The organism is Nostoc foliaceum FACHB-393 (assembly GCF_014698505.1).
Taxonomy (GTDB): Bacteria; Cyanobacteriota; Cyanobacteriia; order Cyanobacteriales; family Nostocaceae; genus Nostoc; species Nostoc foliaceum_A.
Genome location: NZ_JACJTD010000001.1, coordinates 1 through 16,388, shown reverse-complemented (window position 1 = coordinate 16,388; position 16,388 = coordinate 1). Strand labels below are relative to the sequence as shown.

At 43.0% G+C, this 16,388-nt stretch carries 12 protein-coding genes and 1 pseudogene; 11 read left to right on the top strand and 2 right to left on the bottom strand.

All coding sequences use genetic code 11. From position 1 onward, the window contains the following. Nucleotide 1 precedes the first annotated feature (1 nt). From H6G92_RS00065 to H6G92_RS00035, 7 genes are all read left to right on the top strand, one after another. A complete protein-coding gene (locus H6G92_RS00065) occupies nt 2–1,144 on the top strand; it encodes a glycosyltransferase (RefSeq protein ID WP_190889540.1) in 1,143 nt (380 codons plus the stop codon). Between the two features lie 113 nt (nt 1,145–1,257). Further along, nucleotides 1,258–2,016, top strand: a complete 759-nt coding sequence (locus H6G92_RS00060) for a sugar transferase (protein WP_190890087.1) — start codon at nt 1,258–1,260, stop codon at nt 2,014–2,016. A 501-nt stretch (nt 2,017–2,517) separates the two neighbouring features. Beyond that, nucleotides 2,518–3,597, top strand: coding sequence for a GDP-mannose 4,6-dehydratase (gene gmd / locus H6G92_RS00055; RefSeq protein ID WP_190889537.1), 1,080 nt, complete (start codon nt 2,518–2,520; stop codon nt 3,595–3,597). 24 nt (nt 3,598–3,621) lie between these two features. After that, nucleotides 3,622–4,566, top strand: coding sequence for a GDP-L-fucose synthase family protein (locus H6G92_RS00050; RefSeq protein WP_190889535.1), 945 nt, complete (start codon nt 3,622–3,624; stop codon nt 4,564–4,566). Nucleotides 4,567–4,638: 72 nt separating this feature from the next. Then, the gene (locus tag H6G92_RS00045; RefSeq protein ID WP_190889534.1) at nt 4,639–5,214 is read left to right on the top strand and encodes a 5-formyltetrahydrofolate cyclo-ligase; all 576 of its coding nucleotides are present in this window, start codon (nt 4,639–4,641) and stop codon (nt 5,212–5,214) included. 36 nt (nt 5,215–5,250) lie between these two features. Further along, complete coding sequence (locus H6G92_RS00040) at nt 5,251–6,291, top strand: catalase family protein (protein WP_242059014.1); 1,041 nt, start codon at nt 5,251–5,253, stop codon at nt 6,289–6,291. Between the two features lie 244 nt (nt 6,292–6,535). Further along, nucleotides 6,536–7,372, top strand: a complete 837-nt coding sequence (locus H6G92_RS00035; protein ID WP_190889532.1) for a carbohydrate ABC transporter permease — start codon at nt 6,536–6,538, stop codon at nt 7,370–7,372. Nucleotides 7,373–7,454: 82 nt separating this feature from the next. Here the strand turns inward: H6G92_RS00035 and H6G92_RS00030 are convergent, their stop codons facing one another. Then, the gene (locus H6G92_RS00030; protein WP_190890085.1) at nt 7,455–8,108 is read right to left on the bottom strand and encodes a sugar transferase; all 654 of its coding nucleotides are present in this window, start codon (nt 8,106–8,108) and stop codon (nt 7,455–7,457) included. Between the two features lie 443 nt (nt 8,109–8,551). Next, complete coding sequence (locus H6G92_RS00025) at nt 8,552–12,628, bottom strand: hypothetical protein (RefSeq protein WP_190889531.1); 4,077 nt, start codon at nt 12,626–12,628, stop codon at nt 8,552–8,554. Nucleotides 12,629–13,168: 540 nt separating this feature from the next. Between H6G92_RS00025 and H6G92_RS00020 the strand changes: the two genes are divergently transcribed. The 4 genes and pseudogenes from H6G92_RS00020 to H6G92_RS00005 all read left to right on the top strand — a co-directional run. Beyond that, nucleotides 13,169–13,870 (top strand): Crp/Fnr family transcriptional regulator, encoded by a 702-nt coding sequence (locus H6G92_RS00020; protein ID WP_190890082.1) that lies wholly within the window; start codon nt 13,169–13,171, stop codon nt 13,868–13,870. Between the two features lie 13 nt (nt 13,871–13,883). Beyond that, a complete protein-coding gene (locus tag H6G92_RS00015) occupies nt 13,884–14,624 on the top strand; it encodes a DUF2232 domain-containing protein (RefSeq protein ID WP_190889530.1) in 741 nt (246 codons plus the stop codon). A gap of 76 nt (nt 14,625–14,700) precedes the next feature. Continuing rightward, complete coding sequence (cobT, locus tag H6G92_RS00010) at nt 14,701–15,876, top strand: nicotinate mononucleotide-dependent phosphoribosyltransferase CobT (RefSeq protein ID WP_190889529.1); 1,176 nt, start codon at nt 14,701–14,703, stop codon at nt 15,874–15,876. A 246-nt stretch (nt 15,877–16,122) separates the two neighbouring features. Continuing rightward, a pseudogene (locus H6G92_RS00005) lies at nt 16,123–16,388 on the top strand (RNA-guided endonuclease TnpB family protein); the annotation flags it as partial.

The following is a 16,388-nucleotide window of genomic DNA, read 5'->3' as shown; positions in this document are numbered from 1 at the left end:
TGTGCCCTTGAAATATGCTCTGGTTCATGAGTGGCTGACACCCAAAGCCACCGGTGGTTCAGAACTCGTTGTACGAGAAATTTTGAATCACATTGATGCTGATTTGTATGCTCTCATCGATTTTGAATCCAGCAATCCTGAAAGTTATTTATATAAGCGTCAGATTGGTAAGACGTTTCTTCAGGACTTTCCCTATGCCCGCAACGGTATACAAAAATACTTGCCTTTGTGGCCTTTGGCAATTGAACAACTTGATTTACGGCATTATGACGTAATTCTGTCTTCATCTCACGCTGTTGCTAAAGGAATCCTTACCACTCCCGAACAGATGCATATTTGCTATTGCCACAGTCCTATGCGCTATGCCTGGGACTTGACCTTTGATTATCTGCGCCACAGCAAAATGGGTAGTGGTTTCGCTGGATGGGTGACACGATATTTATTACATCGTTTGCGCCAGTGGGATGTATTGAGTGCCAATCGCGTTGATTACTTCATTGCCAACTCGCAACATACGGCTCGGCGGATTTGGCGTTGCTATCGGCGAGAAGCAACAGTCATTTACCCACCAGTGAATATTGGGGAATTTCCTTTTCTGTCTGAGAAAGAGGACTTTTACCTGACAGTTTCCCGGTTAGTGAGTTACAAGCAAGTATCGTTGATTGTAAACGCTTTTAATCAACTAAAACGACCATTAGTAGTCATTGGTACAGGAGATGAAATGAACAAGATTCGCGAGATGGCAAACTCCAATATCCAAATATTGGGATGGCAACCCGATAATGTGGTAAAAAAATATATGTCTAGGGCTAAGGCGTTTGTGTATGCAGCTTGTGAAGATTTTGGTATTGCCCTAGTGGAAGCACAGGCCTGTGGCACGCCAGTGATTGCCTACGGTGCAGGGGGTGCTTTAGAAACAGTGCGAGATATTCGCTCTGGTGCGGATACAGGGACAGGTATATTCTTCAAGACGCAAACAGAGGCGGCTTTGGTGGAGGCAGTAGAAAAGTTTGAAGTGTATGAGGGTTCGTTCAGTTCCGAGTATATGCGATCGCACGCCGCGCAGTTTTCACCGGAAATTTTTGCAGATCGTTATCTAGATTTTGTAAACAAGTGTAACGAGAAAAGACCGTTTTTGGAATGATGGTCTTGGTTAATGTCTGATTTTTTTTAGGCTTTTGGCAATTTCCCCCCAGAAGCACATCATTTTGGCTTTAATATTGGGACTATGTGTGGTGTGGATTATTAAGGAGTATGATGACTGCCCAGAGCTCACTCCTCTCCGGCAAGCGAGGCGTACGGCAAGACACTAGAGCGTCTACGCGTACTTTCTTAAAACGCGGTCAAAAAACAAAGACGCCAAAAGTTAAACCCAAAGGTTTATCTTTTCAGGGTTTAAACGGAGAGTTTGCCAAACGACTGTTCGACATAGTGTTTTCGCTGTCGGTGTTAATTTTGTTCTTCCCCGTCTACTTAATTTTGACCTTGCTGATTGCTTTCAGCTCAGAAGGGCCAATTTTTTATATCCAGGAACGGGTAGGGAAAAATTACAAAGCGTTTAATTGTATTAAATTCCGAACAATGGTAAGCAATGCGGATGAAATCCTCATGCAAATGATGGAAACATCGCCCGAGTTGCGACAAGAATTTGAAAGCAGTTTTAAGCTGAAACAAGACCCCCGGATTACCAAAATTGGTCGATTTTTGCGAATTACTAGCTTAGACGAATTTCCCCAGTTCTGGAACGTCTTAAAAGGGGACATGAGTGTAGTCGGTCCCCGACCTTTAGTAGCGGAAGAACTGCCAAAATACGGTTGTCACATTGATGAGATTTTAACAATCCGTCCAGGAATTACTGGTTTGTGGCAGGTGTCTGGGCGTAATGATATTCCCTACCCTCGGCGAGTCCAAATAGACCTGCATTATGCTCGATTTAGGAATTTCTGGCTTGATTTATGGATCATCTTGAAAACTGTTGATGTGGTCATTCTGCCCAAAAATAACGGGGCATACTGAGTCACTACTTAGGGTCGATTCTGTGGGGCAATTAATGCCCCTAAATACCAATTCTTGCCGTAAGACTGAACCACTGTTTATCTTTGTTTATATAGTTGTTATATATATGCCTTTCTAGCTAGCTCAGGCTTTTCTAAGTGTGAATACACACTTTGCTTTGCTCTGATTCGGATTTTTGCCAAAAAAAGTCTAATTTAAAATATTTATTTTATTCAATCTTCACAAAACTAGAGATATATAAAGTTTTGACCAAAAAATAACGTACACAAAAATAATCTTGATCTATCTAGTACAAGGAATATACATAATTAAACAATCTTGATCTATCTAAGGTTGATCTTACGTGTTAAATTACTTTTTATTAAGTATATCTATTTACCGAAAAAGTATCCTAACAATAATAACTCGTAGGTTTCCCATTATGCAATTCAGCAATTAGCTGCTAGGTTGTATCAGATTGGCTGTAACTTTTTAATCAAGGACAATAAGGGATAATTGAGCATGACGCAACAGAAGCGAGCGTTGATTACTGGTATTACTGGTCAAGATGGTTCATATCTAAGTGAGTTTTTGTTGGAACAAGGTTATGAAGTTCATGGTATTATTCGCCGGACTTCTACCTTCAACACAGACCGCATCGATCACATTTACGAAGACCCCCACAAAGATGGAGTACGGTTGTTTCTTCACTACGGTGACTTGACGGATGGTACTACTTTGCGGCGCATTTTAGAAGAAGTTAAGCCAGTAGAGATCTACAACCTCGGCGCTCAATCCCATGTCAGAGTCAGCTTTGATTCACCAGAATACACAGTGGATGCTGTAGGAATGGGAACCCTACGTTTGTTAGAAGCAATTCGGGACTATCAACACCGTACCGGAATTCAGGTGCGATTTTACCAGGCGGGTTCTTCAGAAATGTACGGTCTAGTACAAGCAATACCGCAAACGGAGACAACGCCCTTTTATCCCCGCAGTCCCTATGCCTGTGCGAAAGTTTACGCCCACTGGCAAACTGTAAATTATCGTGAGTCTTATGATTTGTTTGCTTGTAATGGCATACTTTTTAACCACGAGTCACCACGGCGGGGCGAAACCTTTGTAACCCGCAAAATTACTAGAGCAGTGGCTGGTATCGTTGCTGGTAAGCAGAAAAAGATTTACATGGGTAATCTAGACGCCAAGCGAGATTGGGGCTATGCGAAGGATTACGTTAAAGCAATGTGGTTGATGTTGCAGAAAGACCAGCCAGATGATTATGTAATTGCTACTGGTGAAACCCACTCAGTAAAGGAGTTTTTAGAACTGGCATTTAGTTATGTGAATCTCAATTGGCAAAATTATGTAGAGTTTGATGAGCGTTACCTCCGTCCATCTGAGGTAGAGTTGTTGATTGGTGATTCTACCAAAGCACGGCAGAAGTTAGGCTGGACACCATCAGTAACTTTTGAAGAACTAGTTTCCTTAATGGTGGAAGCAGACTTACAAGCATTGGGTCACACTTCACCCAATGGAAATGGTTCCCAATTCCCACATGATATTGCTACTGTTCGTCAAGAACTGGGCGCTTTGCACTTCTGATTCGCACCACAGAGGATAATAAATATGACCGCCTTAGAACTAAAAAATAAACGCATTCTCGTCACTGGTGGGTCGGGGTTTCTAGGTCGTCAGGTGATAGATCAACTGTGTAAAGCAGGGGCTGATCGTGAGAAGATTACAATCACGCGATCGCGCGATTGTGATTTGCGTATCTGGGAAAATAGCCAACGTGCAGTTGACCAGCAAGACATAATTATCCACCTAGCAGCTCATGTCGGTGGCATCGGTCTGAACCGTGAAAAACCCGCTGAGTTGTTCTACGATAACTTGATCATGGGAACCCAGCTAATTCACGCTGCCTATCAAGCTGGAGTAGAAAAATTCGTTTGTGTTGGTACAATCTGCGCCTATCCTAAATTCACCCCAGTGCCATTCAAAGAAGATGATCTTTGGAATGGCTACCCAGAAGAAACCAACGCCCCCTACGGAATTGCTAAAAAAGCGCTTTTAGTCCAATTGCAATCTTACCGCCAGCAGTACGGTTTTAATGGGGTTTATTTACTGCCAGTCAATTTATATGGCCCAGAAGATAACTTTGACACAGGAAGTTCCCACGTTATTCCAGCGTTAATTCGTAAAGTTCACGAAGCCCAAATTAAAGCAGAAAAGCAACTCCCAGTTTGGGGTGATGGCAGTCCCACTCGCGAGTTTCTGTATTCGGAAGATGCAGCGCGAGGGATTGTTATGGGAACTCAGTTTTATAACGAATCGGAACCAGTTAACTTGGGAACGGGTTATGAAATCTCCATCCTTGATTTAGTAACTCTAATCTGCAAATTGATGGAGTTTAAGGGTGAAATTGTTTGGCAAACTGACAAGCCTAATGGTCAACCCCGCCGTTGTTTAGATACTGAACGGGCAAAGCTTGCCTTTAATTTCACGGCTCAAGTGAGCTTTGAAGAAGGGTTAAAAAATACCATTGAGTGGTATCGTCAACACGCTGCATAACTATGTACTAGTGAATTAGGGTGGTATAAGCTGGGCATCGCCCAGCTTATTTGTTTGATGCTATGAATTTTTATGGACAAAGTTAATCATCAACTAAATAAAGCAGAACTACGCCGCACTCTACTCAAAACACGTCAATCAATGTCTGTTCGAGAGTGGAGAGAAAAAAGCGATCGCATTTGCTCTCATTTACAAAACTCTATTTTATTTACCCAAGCAAAAACAATACTTGCTTATTTCAGTTTTCGCCAAGAACCTGACCTCAGTCCACTATTTGCAAACACCAAACACCGATGGGGATTTCCTCGCTGCGTTGATAAATCCCTATGTTGGCATATTTGGGCACCTAACGATTCTGTTCAAAGCGGTGCTTATGGCATTACTGAACCACACCCCAACGCTCCAATCTTAGATCCGGCTGAAGTAGATTTGATTCTCGTCCCCAGTGTCGCTTGCGACTATCAAGGATATCGCCTCGGTTATGGTGGCGGGTATTACGATCGCTTGCTCAGTTTGCCGCAATGGCAGACAAAGCCGACTATCGGAGTGGTCTTTGAGTTTGCTTATTTGTCCCAAATACCTATTGAACTTTGGGATAAACCATTACAAACAGTTTCTACGGAAACCGGATTGACTCAGAAGGGCTGAGGATTCAGGATGATGAAGACACATCATCAAATGTTTATGACTAACCCAACGTCATCTACCACTGAGCAGGAAGCAATAATTGACGAGATTATAGCAACTAGTCTCCAAGCTCAACAAAAAACCGGCCCAGACCTCCGCCAAATTCATAGCAAAAGTCATGGACTCCTTTGGGGAGAGTTTATTATTGAACCCAATCTTCCTGAAGAACTGAGAGTAGGTTTGTTCAAAACTTCCCAAACCTATCCTGCCTGGATTCGTTTTTCTAGTGGTGGTTCACCTCAAAAGCGTGGTAAATTCCACTCCGATAGCCAGCCTGATGTTCGTGGTATCGCCATCAAGGTGATGAATGTGGACGGGCAAAAAGTGCTGGATGATGAGGAAAAAACTCAAGATTTTATACTCAACAATTATCCTACTTTCTTAACCAAAGACGTTCGTGATTACGCTGATCTTTCCAGAGCAGGTAGTGGAGAACTTACTCCAGAGCGAATGCAGGAACTTGCTTACGCCTTTGCTATCTTGCAAAAAATTGGCAGCCAGAAGGTAGGAAATCCACTTTTGATTCAATATTGGAGCATGGCTCCGTTTAAGTTTGGCGTTAGCGAAACGGTAGCGACGTTAGGAGCGTCTCGCATTGTAAAATTGTCCGTCAAATCTCAACAACCTGAACAACCACCCGAAACACTTCCAGAATCAGAAAATTACCTCCGAGAAGCGATGGTCAAATATTTGACTGAAGAAAATCGGGAAGCGTCTTTTGACTTTTTCATTCAGTTTTATGTAGACGATCAAAAAACACCAATTGAAGACCACGTTCACGAATGGCAAGAAGCAGATTCACCGTTTATTAAAGTTGCGACTGTCCGCATTCCCAGCCAAAAATTTGACTTTGAAGAACGCAAACGTTTGGATGAGGGTATATTGTTTTCCCCTTGGCATACACTGCTAGAGCATGAGCCTGTTGGAAGTGTGAATCTTTCTCGCAAGAGGCTTTACAGCGAACTTGCAAAGTATCGACGAGAACAAATTGCCCAACGATCGCGTGAACCAAAACCTTATGTAGAGGTTGAAGATTAACCACTATAATTTGGTTTAAAACTGGAGGATGATAGGCTGCCAACTTGATTAGATACGATTTTCTAGTGTTGCTGATTTGATGTGTGAAATTTATTAGTTATGCAGCCAAAACTTTGTAGAGATGTAAAATTTTACGTCTCTACATCTATATATCAGGGTGCGTTACATTTCGTTCCTAACCCCTCGCCGCTTGTGGTGAGAGATAATTTAATTTTAAGAAAAGATAATTTCCCTTATTAATCAAATGCTGAACTGGAAAAAATCACGATCGCAAATTCTGCTAATGTATATGCTTTTGGGAGCGATCGCACTGGTGATGCTCTTTCCTTTACTGTGGCTAATTAGTACAGCCTTAAAATCGCCTACGGAAAATATTTTTCAGTCGCCGCCACAGTTATTGCCTAGTCAACCAACACTAAATAACTTCTTTAGTGTGTGGAACTCTCTACCTTTTGGGCAATACCTGTATAACAGTACTTTGGTGTCAGTCCTGACTGTGGGCTTAAATCTGCTGTTTTGCGCTTTAGCTGCCTATCCGTTGGCAAGATTGTCATTTGTCGGGCGAGACTGGATTTTTGTGGCGATCGTCTCTACGATTATGATTCCCTTCCAAATCGTGATGATTCCCCTCTATATTTTGACAGTTCAGTTGGGTTTGAGAAATACTTATTTAGGAATGATTTTTCCGAGTTTAGCTTCTGCCTTTGGCATTTTTCTGTTGCGTCAAGCTTTCATGAGTGTCCCCAAAGAGATAGAAGAAGCCGCCCGAATGGATGGAAGTTCGGAGTTAGGTTTGTGGTGGCATGTGATGTTACCAGCAGTTCGCCCAGCATTGGTAACTTTAGCTATTTTTGTATTCATTGGTGCTTGGAGTGACTTTTTGTGGCCTTTAATTATCATCCAAGACGAAAATTTATACACTCTTCCTTTGGGAGTTGCAAAGCTGGCAGGGACATTTTCCCTTGACTGGCGGTTAGTAGCTGCTGGTTCAGTGATTGCGATCGCCCCAGTATTATTACTATTTGTATTTTTACAACGTTATATCGTACCTACGGAAACTGGTAGCGGTGTCAAAGGTTAAACGATATTAAAAATAGACACTCATGCCTCTTTAGTTACAACGAGAACATAAAAATCTCTCTCCCCATACCCAATACCTTAATTCAATAAGCACCAGTTTTTTTAAATACAACCCAGATAGTTTTAATAATCAGACTCAGGTCATAAGTTACAGACCACTTACGTTGATATTCCATATCCATCTTGACAATGGTTTCAAAGTCTGTAATGCTGGAGCGTCCATTAGCCTGCCATTCTCCGGTAATGCCTGGTTTAACTCGCAATCTATCCCAATGATGTGGATCGTAATGGCTGACTTCATCAGGAGTGGGTGGACGAGTACCAACTAAACTCATGTCCCCTACCAGAACATTCCAAAATTGGGGAAATTCGTCTAAGCTAGTGCGCCGCAAAAATTTACCTACAGGAGTAATGCGAGGATCGTCAACAGATTTAAAGATATGACCTTTAGCTTGGTTTTCAACCAAATGCTTGAGTTTATCGGCATCGACGATCATGGAACGGAATTTCCATATGCGGAAAGTTTTTCCGTTCAAACCACAGCGAATTTGGGAATAAAATATTGGATTTGGCTCATGAACAAAGGTAGCAATTGCTACAGGAATTGCTACCATGAATGTAATTATCAGCCCTACAATGGCTCCAACAATGTCAATTAATCGTTTTCTCACGCTTAAAGTTGACGGGTGGAAAGGCTGTTGTGAGCAATTAACTGAATAAAGATAAAGATGATTCACAAGGACTAACTTATCTACAACATGGCTTTTTGCATCAGTAGTGTAGACCTGACTATAATTTTTAGGCAATTTTTACTGCTTTTGTCACTACTACTGAGTATTAATATACACAAATTTTCAAAAATAGAAAAACCGAAAACCCAAAGTTTACAGAATCTTTTAATTAAAATGATAGATTGTAAATTTACATTATTTTCTCCCATCAGATAAAAATATAGTGTAAGGGGTACACATCCAAAAAATTACTGTCCTGAAGTACTACTAGTACTTTGCAAAATTCAAAATGCTTATGACGTAACACCAATTCTTTGTGAAACTGCACAAAATCAAGCTTGGTGAAACAAAGGGCTTAAGCCCTTTGTTCTGGAGCAACCTTAGATATAATCGGTATAAGCATTTTGAATTTTGAATAGTATCCTTATTTTTAGTATGATGCACCAATCTCAATGATGAACCTCTAAGGCGAAATTCACCGTATATGGTTCCTCCAGTGATTGCTGATTACTAGCTTTGATCGCATCTAGATAGCGACGCAAAGACAACAGTTGTTGAGAATTGGGACGATAAGTAAGACTCCCTTGTTTTTCAAAAAGTGGTGCAGATGCGATCGCCTGATAGTCAGAATTTTCTTGCGAACTCTGGGTGAGCCAGGTTGAGTCTGTAACTGAAGGTATCAAACCGGAAGGCAGTTCACCTTCCAAAAAAGCTAGGAGGCGTTGCTGACAAGTGCGAGTATTGATCCCACGACCCTCAAATAGCTGGATAACTTCACCAAAAGATAAGGATCGGTCTGGTAGCAGCCGCAGCAATTCTGTAAATAAGAAATAATCAGTGTATTGTTGCCTGGGTATATCTAATATTTGGGGATGTAGAGGCAACATCGCCAAACCATAAGCAACCCGACTACAATTGGGAGCACCGTTTTCGCCGAGATATAAATCTTGAATAATCTTAGCGCTGGGGAGTTTTTGCCGTAGCCAGCGGTTCACCGTCCCAACACAAGCCACCCCACCAGTCAGGATAGCTTGATTAATGGATTCTGTGGGGATGCCACGAGCTACCAACAACTTGTTGAGTTCTCGGTTCAGGCGGCGCACAAACGGGATAAATACCTGACTTTCTAAATCTCGTCGTTGCAAAATCCACTGCTGATCGGCCAACTCCAGGGTAAAAGAGTCTTGGTGTTGCAAAATCAGTTTTAGGGCTAGTGCGGCATCTAATACCGCCTGTCCCAGCAGAGAACTTTCTAGACGCTGCTGGAGGCGAATCCGAGCGGTGATATCTGGTTCTCCAACTCTGGGTAGTTCTAATTCTTCCAACCCTAAACTCTGCCAACGCATTTGGTCTAAACCGGGAATTGACGGTTGCCATTGCCAAGGATTACTGGTGATAGTTTTGCGTTGGCGTAGCCCGCCGCAGGCATCGCTTGGTGTTTCTGGGCGTGATTGCCGAGATTTAGGTGGCAATAGCAACTGACAGATAATATCTTGTTCAATTCCTTTACCAGCATAGGCAAAACTGTGGAGCATGAAATCATTGTATGTCAATTGCAGCAATGTTTCTGGGACATCTACCAGCAACATTTCTGTGGCAGTTGTCCCAATGTTAATCACAAGGGTGTTGCCAACAATGGAATGTTCGCTGGTTTTTGCAGGATGAGAACCCTGAAGTTCGCTTAATTTTACTTGCTCACCGTTAGCAGCATCGAGTTCTGGGAGTAAACTAGCGATCGCTTCTTCTACAAAAAAGACTTGCTGCGGATGTTGGATGAGTTTGCTGGTGAGTAAAGCTTCCCGCACGTTGAAGCGATATTGTTCTGACCAGCTAGATGGACAGGTGCAAATGACACCAGCAATATTATTGATAATCTTGGGGAAATCTTGTTCACTGATCCCCATAGCAGCAGCCATTAAACTAGGGGTGGTACAAGTTTTTTCGGATTTGAGGGTTAACAGTAGCTTAGAGAGCGATCGCACAACCCAAATCAAAGGGCCTGCCGAAAATTCATTTAATTGCAAAACAGGTTCCCATTTTTGCCGTTCGCTCTTGTAGGGAATGGCTACTTGTAAATAGGGCTTCAACTGCGCCGAGTAGAGATTGTTTATTGTCGAATCTGCTGTTGATCTCGGTGTTGCAGGGGTTGTAGCTGAATGCTCAGGTACTTTATCTTGGGCAACAGCCGCAGGTGCAGTCTGTTCATGTGCTTCAATACTTTCGTTTTCACCGTGGGGAACAGAAGCTGTAGGCAGATAAACCTCTGTTGGTAAACGAAATGATTGCTGGAAGGAAGTTGTTCCCTGCGAATTTTCTGCTGACCAGTAGATAGGATGTACAACAAAAGTCGAGCGATTTAATAATGCAGCAGAAATTCCTGTTGTACCTAAATCAATTCCTAAATACCAGACTGATTCTAGAACATTGAGCGAAGCTTCTGGATTGTTGATGGAGTTAGAAATTGAAGATAAAGAACTTTCTTGAACAGGAATTGTAACTTCCTTTTTTTGTTCAGCTTCTACCTGGGGAATTGTCAAACTGGAGAAAGCAGCAGTTGAGGTGTTTTCTGTTAATTGGAGATTTTCTGTTTGCGGCTTAGGGGGAATTGTGGGGATTATATCTTGATTTTTAGTAACCAGCACCTGAGAAATATCCAAGTTAGTAGCTGGCTGCAACTCAGAATTTAGCTGCCGATCAAAATTAGCCAAATCCCGATCTAATTGCTGCAACTGTTCTTCATCTAAAGAAATATCAGGTACGGCTGGAGCCTGATTTGACTCAACAGAAAGCAAGTTTTCCTGGGGGGAAGCAGCAATGTAGTTATCTAAAAACGGTTCTGGCTGATCAGCAATTAATACTTCCGGTGTGGTGATACCTTCTGGTGCATCTGCTACGCGTAGCTTGCTTCCCTGTAGGGGTACGGTAGGTTTGGGTACGGTAGGTTTTGCCAACGCAATTTCTGCTACTTCTGCTACTTCTGGAGTAACTGGTGCTGTAATTGTGGCATCCTCAACAGAGGTTGATACTTCCAGCAGTTCCTGATCATTACCTGCATTAGGCAATAGGTCAGTTAGGGTATTAATTGTATCAACACTAGCTGGCTGAGTGTCGACTTGTACGGGAAAACTGTCTGTTTGTGGCAGAGAGTTGCTAAGAGGCGACCCTATATCAGTATCCTCTTCAAAAAATAGTTCTTCCTGTGGTTCTGATGATGAATCTGTGGTTTCTACTAAAGTCTCTTGGGATGAAAGACCTATATCTGTCTGTCCAACCTCAGAATCCACGGTTGTAGGGACAGATGGACTCTCGGCGATTGTGGAAGCAGATAAGTCATTTGTAGCAAGATCGGGGCTTGGATTAACATCACCAGTACCAAACAAACTGGCGTAAAGTTGGTCTACTTCATCGCCAATTAACGCAGAAATATCTTGCGATAATTCGGTCTGGGTTTCAGAAGATTCTGACGAGTCTAAGCCAAGCTGCAACAGCACTGCATCTAGATCCTCTGTGAGGGTAGTCTTCTGTTGCTCAGAATTAATTGTGAGTGAAGATGAAGTTTCTGGCTGTATAGGCTCGAAAGGTTGGGGCGCAACTCCAGCAGTTATCTCGGCTGGGTCAGCTAATGATTCTAGTGTCTCAGATTCTACCTCCAACAAAGATGATTGAGAACTAGGGGATTCTGGCTGCAAATGCTGGGTCAAATTATTGAGAAAGCTGGCCATCAACTGTTCGCCTTGCATTCCCTTGCTATGCATTCTTGCCAGTGCTTGCGACAGGGATTCGTAATAAGTATTAATGTTGCGCTGTAGTGCCTCAAAGACTACATTTACTGTCCCATCTAGTGATAATAAGCGTTGATCCAACTCTTTGGCCAGATGTGTTAACCGCTCTACACGATCTGGTGATTCTAACAAAGGTTGAGTTGCAGAGGTTGTTGGTTCTGAGTTTGCGTGATTAATTCCTTCTGAAGAACTGGCAGAATTTTCCCAAGTTTGTGCTGCAAGTGGCGTTAAAGTTGGCACAAGGCGACTCATGAGTACCTGTAAAAACTCGGTAATCATTTGATCCTGGTTTGTCAACTGCTGCGCTAAGGAGTAGTTTTGCAATCGCCTTTGCTCTAGCTGCCGAATTTCCTGTATAAGAGTGGCTCGTTCTTGCAAAAGCAATTCTAATTCCGATCGCAATGGCTGGATCAAGCTCGAAAATTCACTTTTTAATTGTCCTGCCCCAACAGTGCTCTGTTCCTGATAGGGTTCGAGCTGCGGTAATGGATACTGGTTATTACCTTGATCAATAAATTTTGTTAATAAAGGCGTTCGCGGTTCTTCAGAAGGCTGATTTGGGATGCCTTTCTGTAATGCTTCTTTTTCTTGTAGCCTGACCAAGAAGTTGCGAATTCGTTCTAAAACCTCTTTAGGCTCTTGCGCCTGACCAGACAGAAATTTAGACACGCGTTTGCCACCGCTGGCAAGTAAGTTGTCAATGTCTGCAATCAGCTTTTGAATTTCGTCTGCACTGGAAGTCACTTTTATCACCTTACCTTAAAACGTATGTCAACTAATGTGACAATTACTTTACAATCACCGTACCCCTATGAGGATCTTACATAGGAGAAGTTTTGAGTGGCAAAAGCCGCTGCTTGGACTTGTGACTGTCATTATGTTATGGATTACTGGGAGTCGTGGCAATCTTCAGTCAGTGTTTGTGTGAGAAGCTTAGTTTTGCAGCTCATTTAATTGCCTATTTTTGAAAATCGCTAAAATACCTGAGCAATAATTTACTCCCTTTAGTATCATTGATGTTGTTTGCCTATATTCTGAACTAATCAAGTTTGCAGTGCAGCTAGCCCCTAAGCAATACAACCGCCGGCTATAAACTACTTTTTGCAAAACTTTTATCCCGTTTAAACTTATAGGTAAAAATTGTCTAGAAAAATGTTCTTGTCGCTTTCTTATGTAGCATAGTTAAGTTTTCTCTTTGAAAGGGAGCTGTGCCTTGATGGCTTAGGCTGAAACTGGCGCTCTTGTTTGTTGTGTGTATATAGCAGCTTGAATAAAAATGTTGTAATGGAAGACCGATATAGCTTGCAAGCACAGGCTAATCCTTGGATGATCACCTCGGCTCCCTTTTTTCAAGGGTTGCCAGAAACTGCTGTGGAATCAGCCCTGATCCATCTTGTTACCCGCACTCATCCAGCCAATCAGGTGATTTTGCTAGAAAATGACTGGGGCGGTTCTGTGTATTTTATTCTGGACGGATGGGTAAAAATTCGCACCTACAATCTGGAAGGAAAAGAGGTAACGCTGAATATTCTTGGCAAAGGGGAATTGTTTGGTGAAATGGCGGCCCTAGATGAAGTACCTCGATCCACAGATGTGATTACCTTGGCCCCGACGGTAATTGGTAGTATGCCTGCTCAAGATTTTGTCAAGTTACTTCAGATAGAACCCTTGGCAGGAGTTCGATTGGCGCAACTCATGGCACGACGTTTGCGGCAAGTAAATCGCCGATTGCGGTTGCGGGAATCTGATAGCCAGTCACGGGTAGCAGATACGTTGTTATTTTTGGCAGAAGGACAGGGAAAAAAAGGGCAAACCGGAACCGAAATCCCCAATTTACCCCATCGGGAATTGAGTAGTTTGAGCGGACTGGCCCGAGAAACGGTGACACGAGTGTTGACAAGGCTAGAAAAAAAAGGCTTGATTAAACGGGATCAAGACACTATTTGTATTCCTGATTTGTCAGCCTTAGAAAGAATGATCGTTTAAGAACTTGTCAGATATGAGTATTTTAGATTCTCTGCCAGATGAGCCGGAGGAAGATCCATCCCCTGAATCTCCAACTCCCCACAATCATTGGTTAGACAAAGAACAGCAGTTAATGCCTCCTCAACTCAAGGCTGAGGCACCCTTGAGGATGGTGGAAACGGCGTTTTTAGCCAGTACCGCTAGCTTAATTTGGTTTATTAATTTTTACTTTCCCTTGGGGCCAGTTTTGCGGATATTTTTTCCGGTGCCCATCGCTCTAGTTTATCTGCGTTGGGGCAAACGCGCGGCATGGATGGCAGCACTCACCTCCGGGTTACTGCTAACGGTACTGATGGGGCCAGCCCGCAGTTTGCTGTTTGTCATGCCCTACGGGTTTATGGGCGTGCTTTTAGGAGCAACGTGGTATCGTCGTCGTGTTCCCTGGATTGTTTCTATCACCTTGGGTACGATGTTGGGTACTTTGGGAGTATTTTTTAGGCTGTGGTTGCTGTCTGTTTTGTCAGGGGAAGACTTGTGGATTTATGTAATTACCCAGGTAACTGAGTTCATAGAGTGGGTATTTTTGAAGCTGAGTTTGTTAGCGAGTCCCAGTGTATTTTTGATTCAAGTAGGAGCGATCGCTCTAATTGTACTAAACAACTTTATCTATCTTTTTATCGTACATCTGGCATCATGGTTGCTTTTTGACCGCCTGGGTAACCCCATTCCCCGGCCCCCACGCTGGGTGCAAGTCCTCATGGATTATGAAGGATAGTCAGGAGTTGTGAGTTAATAGTTATGAATTAAACTCCTAACTCCTAACTCCTAATTCCTAACTTTTAACTTTCCAAATGATTAGTATTTATACGCAAAAAGAACAGAGTGAAGAATGGCTGCGACGGTATCGTGGCTGTCTACCCGTATTTGCATGTGTTTTAGGATTTACTGAAACTGGTTTAATTCCAGGGATTTCAGCAGCGGGTCGCACTCCAGAGGATCGGAAATATACTGCTTGTGCCGATGCCGAGTTTTTGTATTACGGGCCAGAACATAAAGCTCAATATCCCTTACCACCATTAGCGGCCGGGGCTTCACCTGTGCTGATTTCTCGCGCTGTTTTTAAGTCACTAAAGATACCAGTTCGTTTGTTTAATGCTGGTTTACCCCAGCCTCCTGCTGTTCCAGTAATTGATTTGGATGGCGCTCCTGCCCAGTGCTTAAGTAGTGGTGCTGCTATGGAAATTACAACGGTACACCATTTGTTTAAACAAGGGCTACTTTGGGGAGAACGCCTTGCTGCCAATATCCAACATAAGTATGTGATTCTTGGTGAGTGCGTCGTTGGAGGCACTACAACTGCCCTGGCAATCTTAACTGGTTTGGGTATAGATGCTGCCGGAAAAGTTAACAGTAGCCACCCTATATGTAACCATGCGCAAAAGTGGGCACTAGTGGAAGCGGGGCTGGAGAAGATGAGGGGGAGCAGGAAGCAGGGAGCAGGCGGAGAAAATTTTACTTTGTCTTCCTCATCTTCCCCAGTTAACCCCTTGCAACTCGTCGCTGCTGTGGGTGATCCGATGCAAGTGGTGGTAGCTGGGATGGCGATCGCTGCTAGTCGTAGTTGTGGTGTAATGCTTGCTGGAGGAACACAAATGCTGGCGGTTTATGCTCTGATAAGTGCGATCGCTCAAGCTTATGCTTTATCATGGCAACCAGAAGCAGTCGTTGTAGGCACAACTCGCTGGGTGGCAGAAGACCCTACTGGCGCTACAGTTGACCTAGCTCTCAGCTTAGGGAAAGGCAACTTAACTCAGAGTGGAGGAACCCCTGCCTTATTAGCAACTGATCTGAGCTTTGCTGATTCTCGTTATCCCCAACTGAGAGCTTATGAACAGGGCTTTGTGAAAGAAGGTATGGGTGCTGGAGCCGCTTGCATAGCCGCTCATCTTAGCCAAGATTGGCAGCAAAACCAACTTTTGGCAGCCATTGAAGCCCAACTCGAACGGCTAAGTACAGAATTTAATTAAGGAAGTAGCCAATTAAATTTGGTAGGACTCTGCGTCCCTCTGCGCTTTATTAAAAACTTCCACCCAGGATTGTCATTAAGTGCTAGCAAGAAATTTATCAATTTGATAGCTGGATTAATTGCTTATGAAGTGTGATGCGTAAAACCCTCGGTTTCCAACCGGGGGATATAAGCGAATATGCCAAATAAATTTGGCTATCTTATGTGAGAAGTGTTAACATAAGATAGTGGTTAACTGGTCGACACCATGATTGTTTACGAGTTCAAAGTTAAGGGGAAAGAAAAACAGTATAGCGCTATTGACGAAGCCATACGCACTAGTCAATTCATCCAAAATAAGTGCTTGCGCTACTGGATGGATAATAAAAATATTGGCAGATATGACCTTAATAAATATTGCGCGGTACTATCTGCTGAATTTCCTTTTGCCGATGAACTCAATTCAATGGCTAGACAGTCTGCTGCTGAACGTGCATGGTCAGCGATAGCGCGATTCTACGATAACTGCAAGAA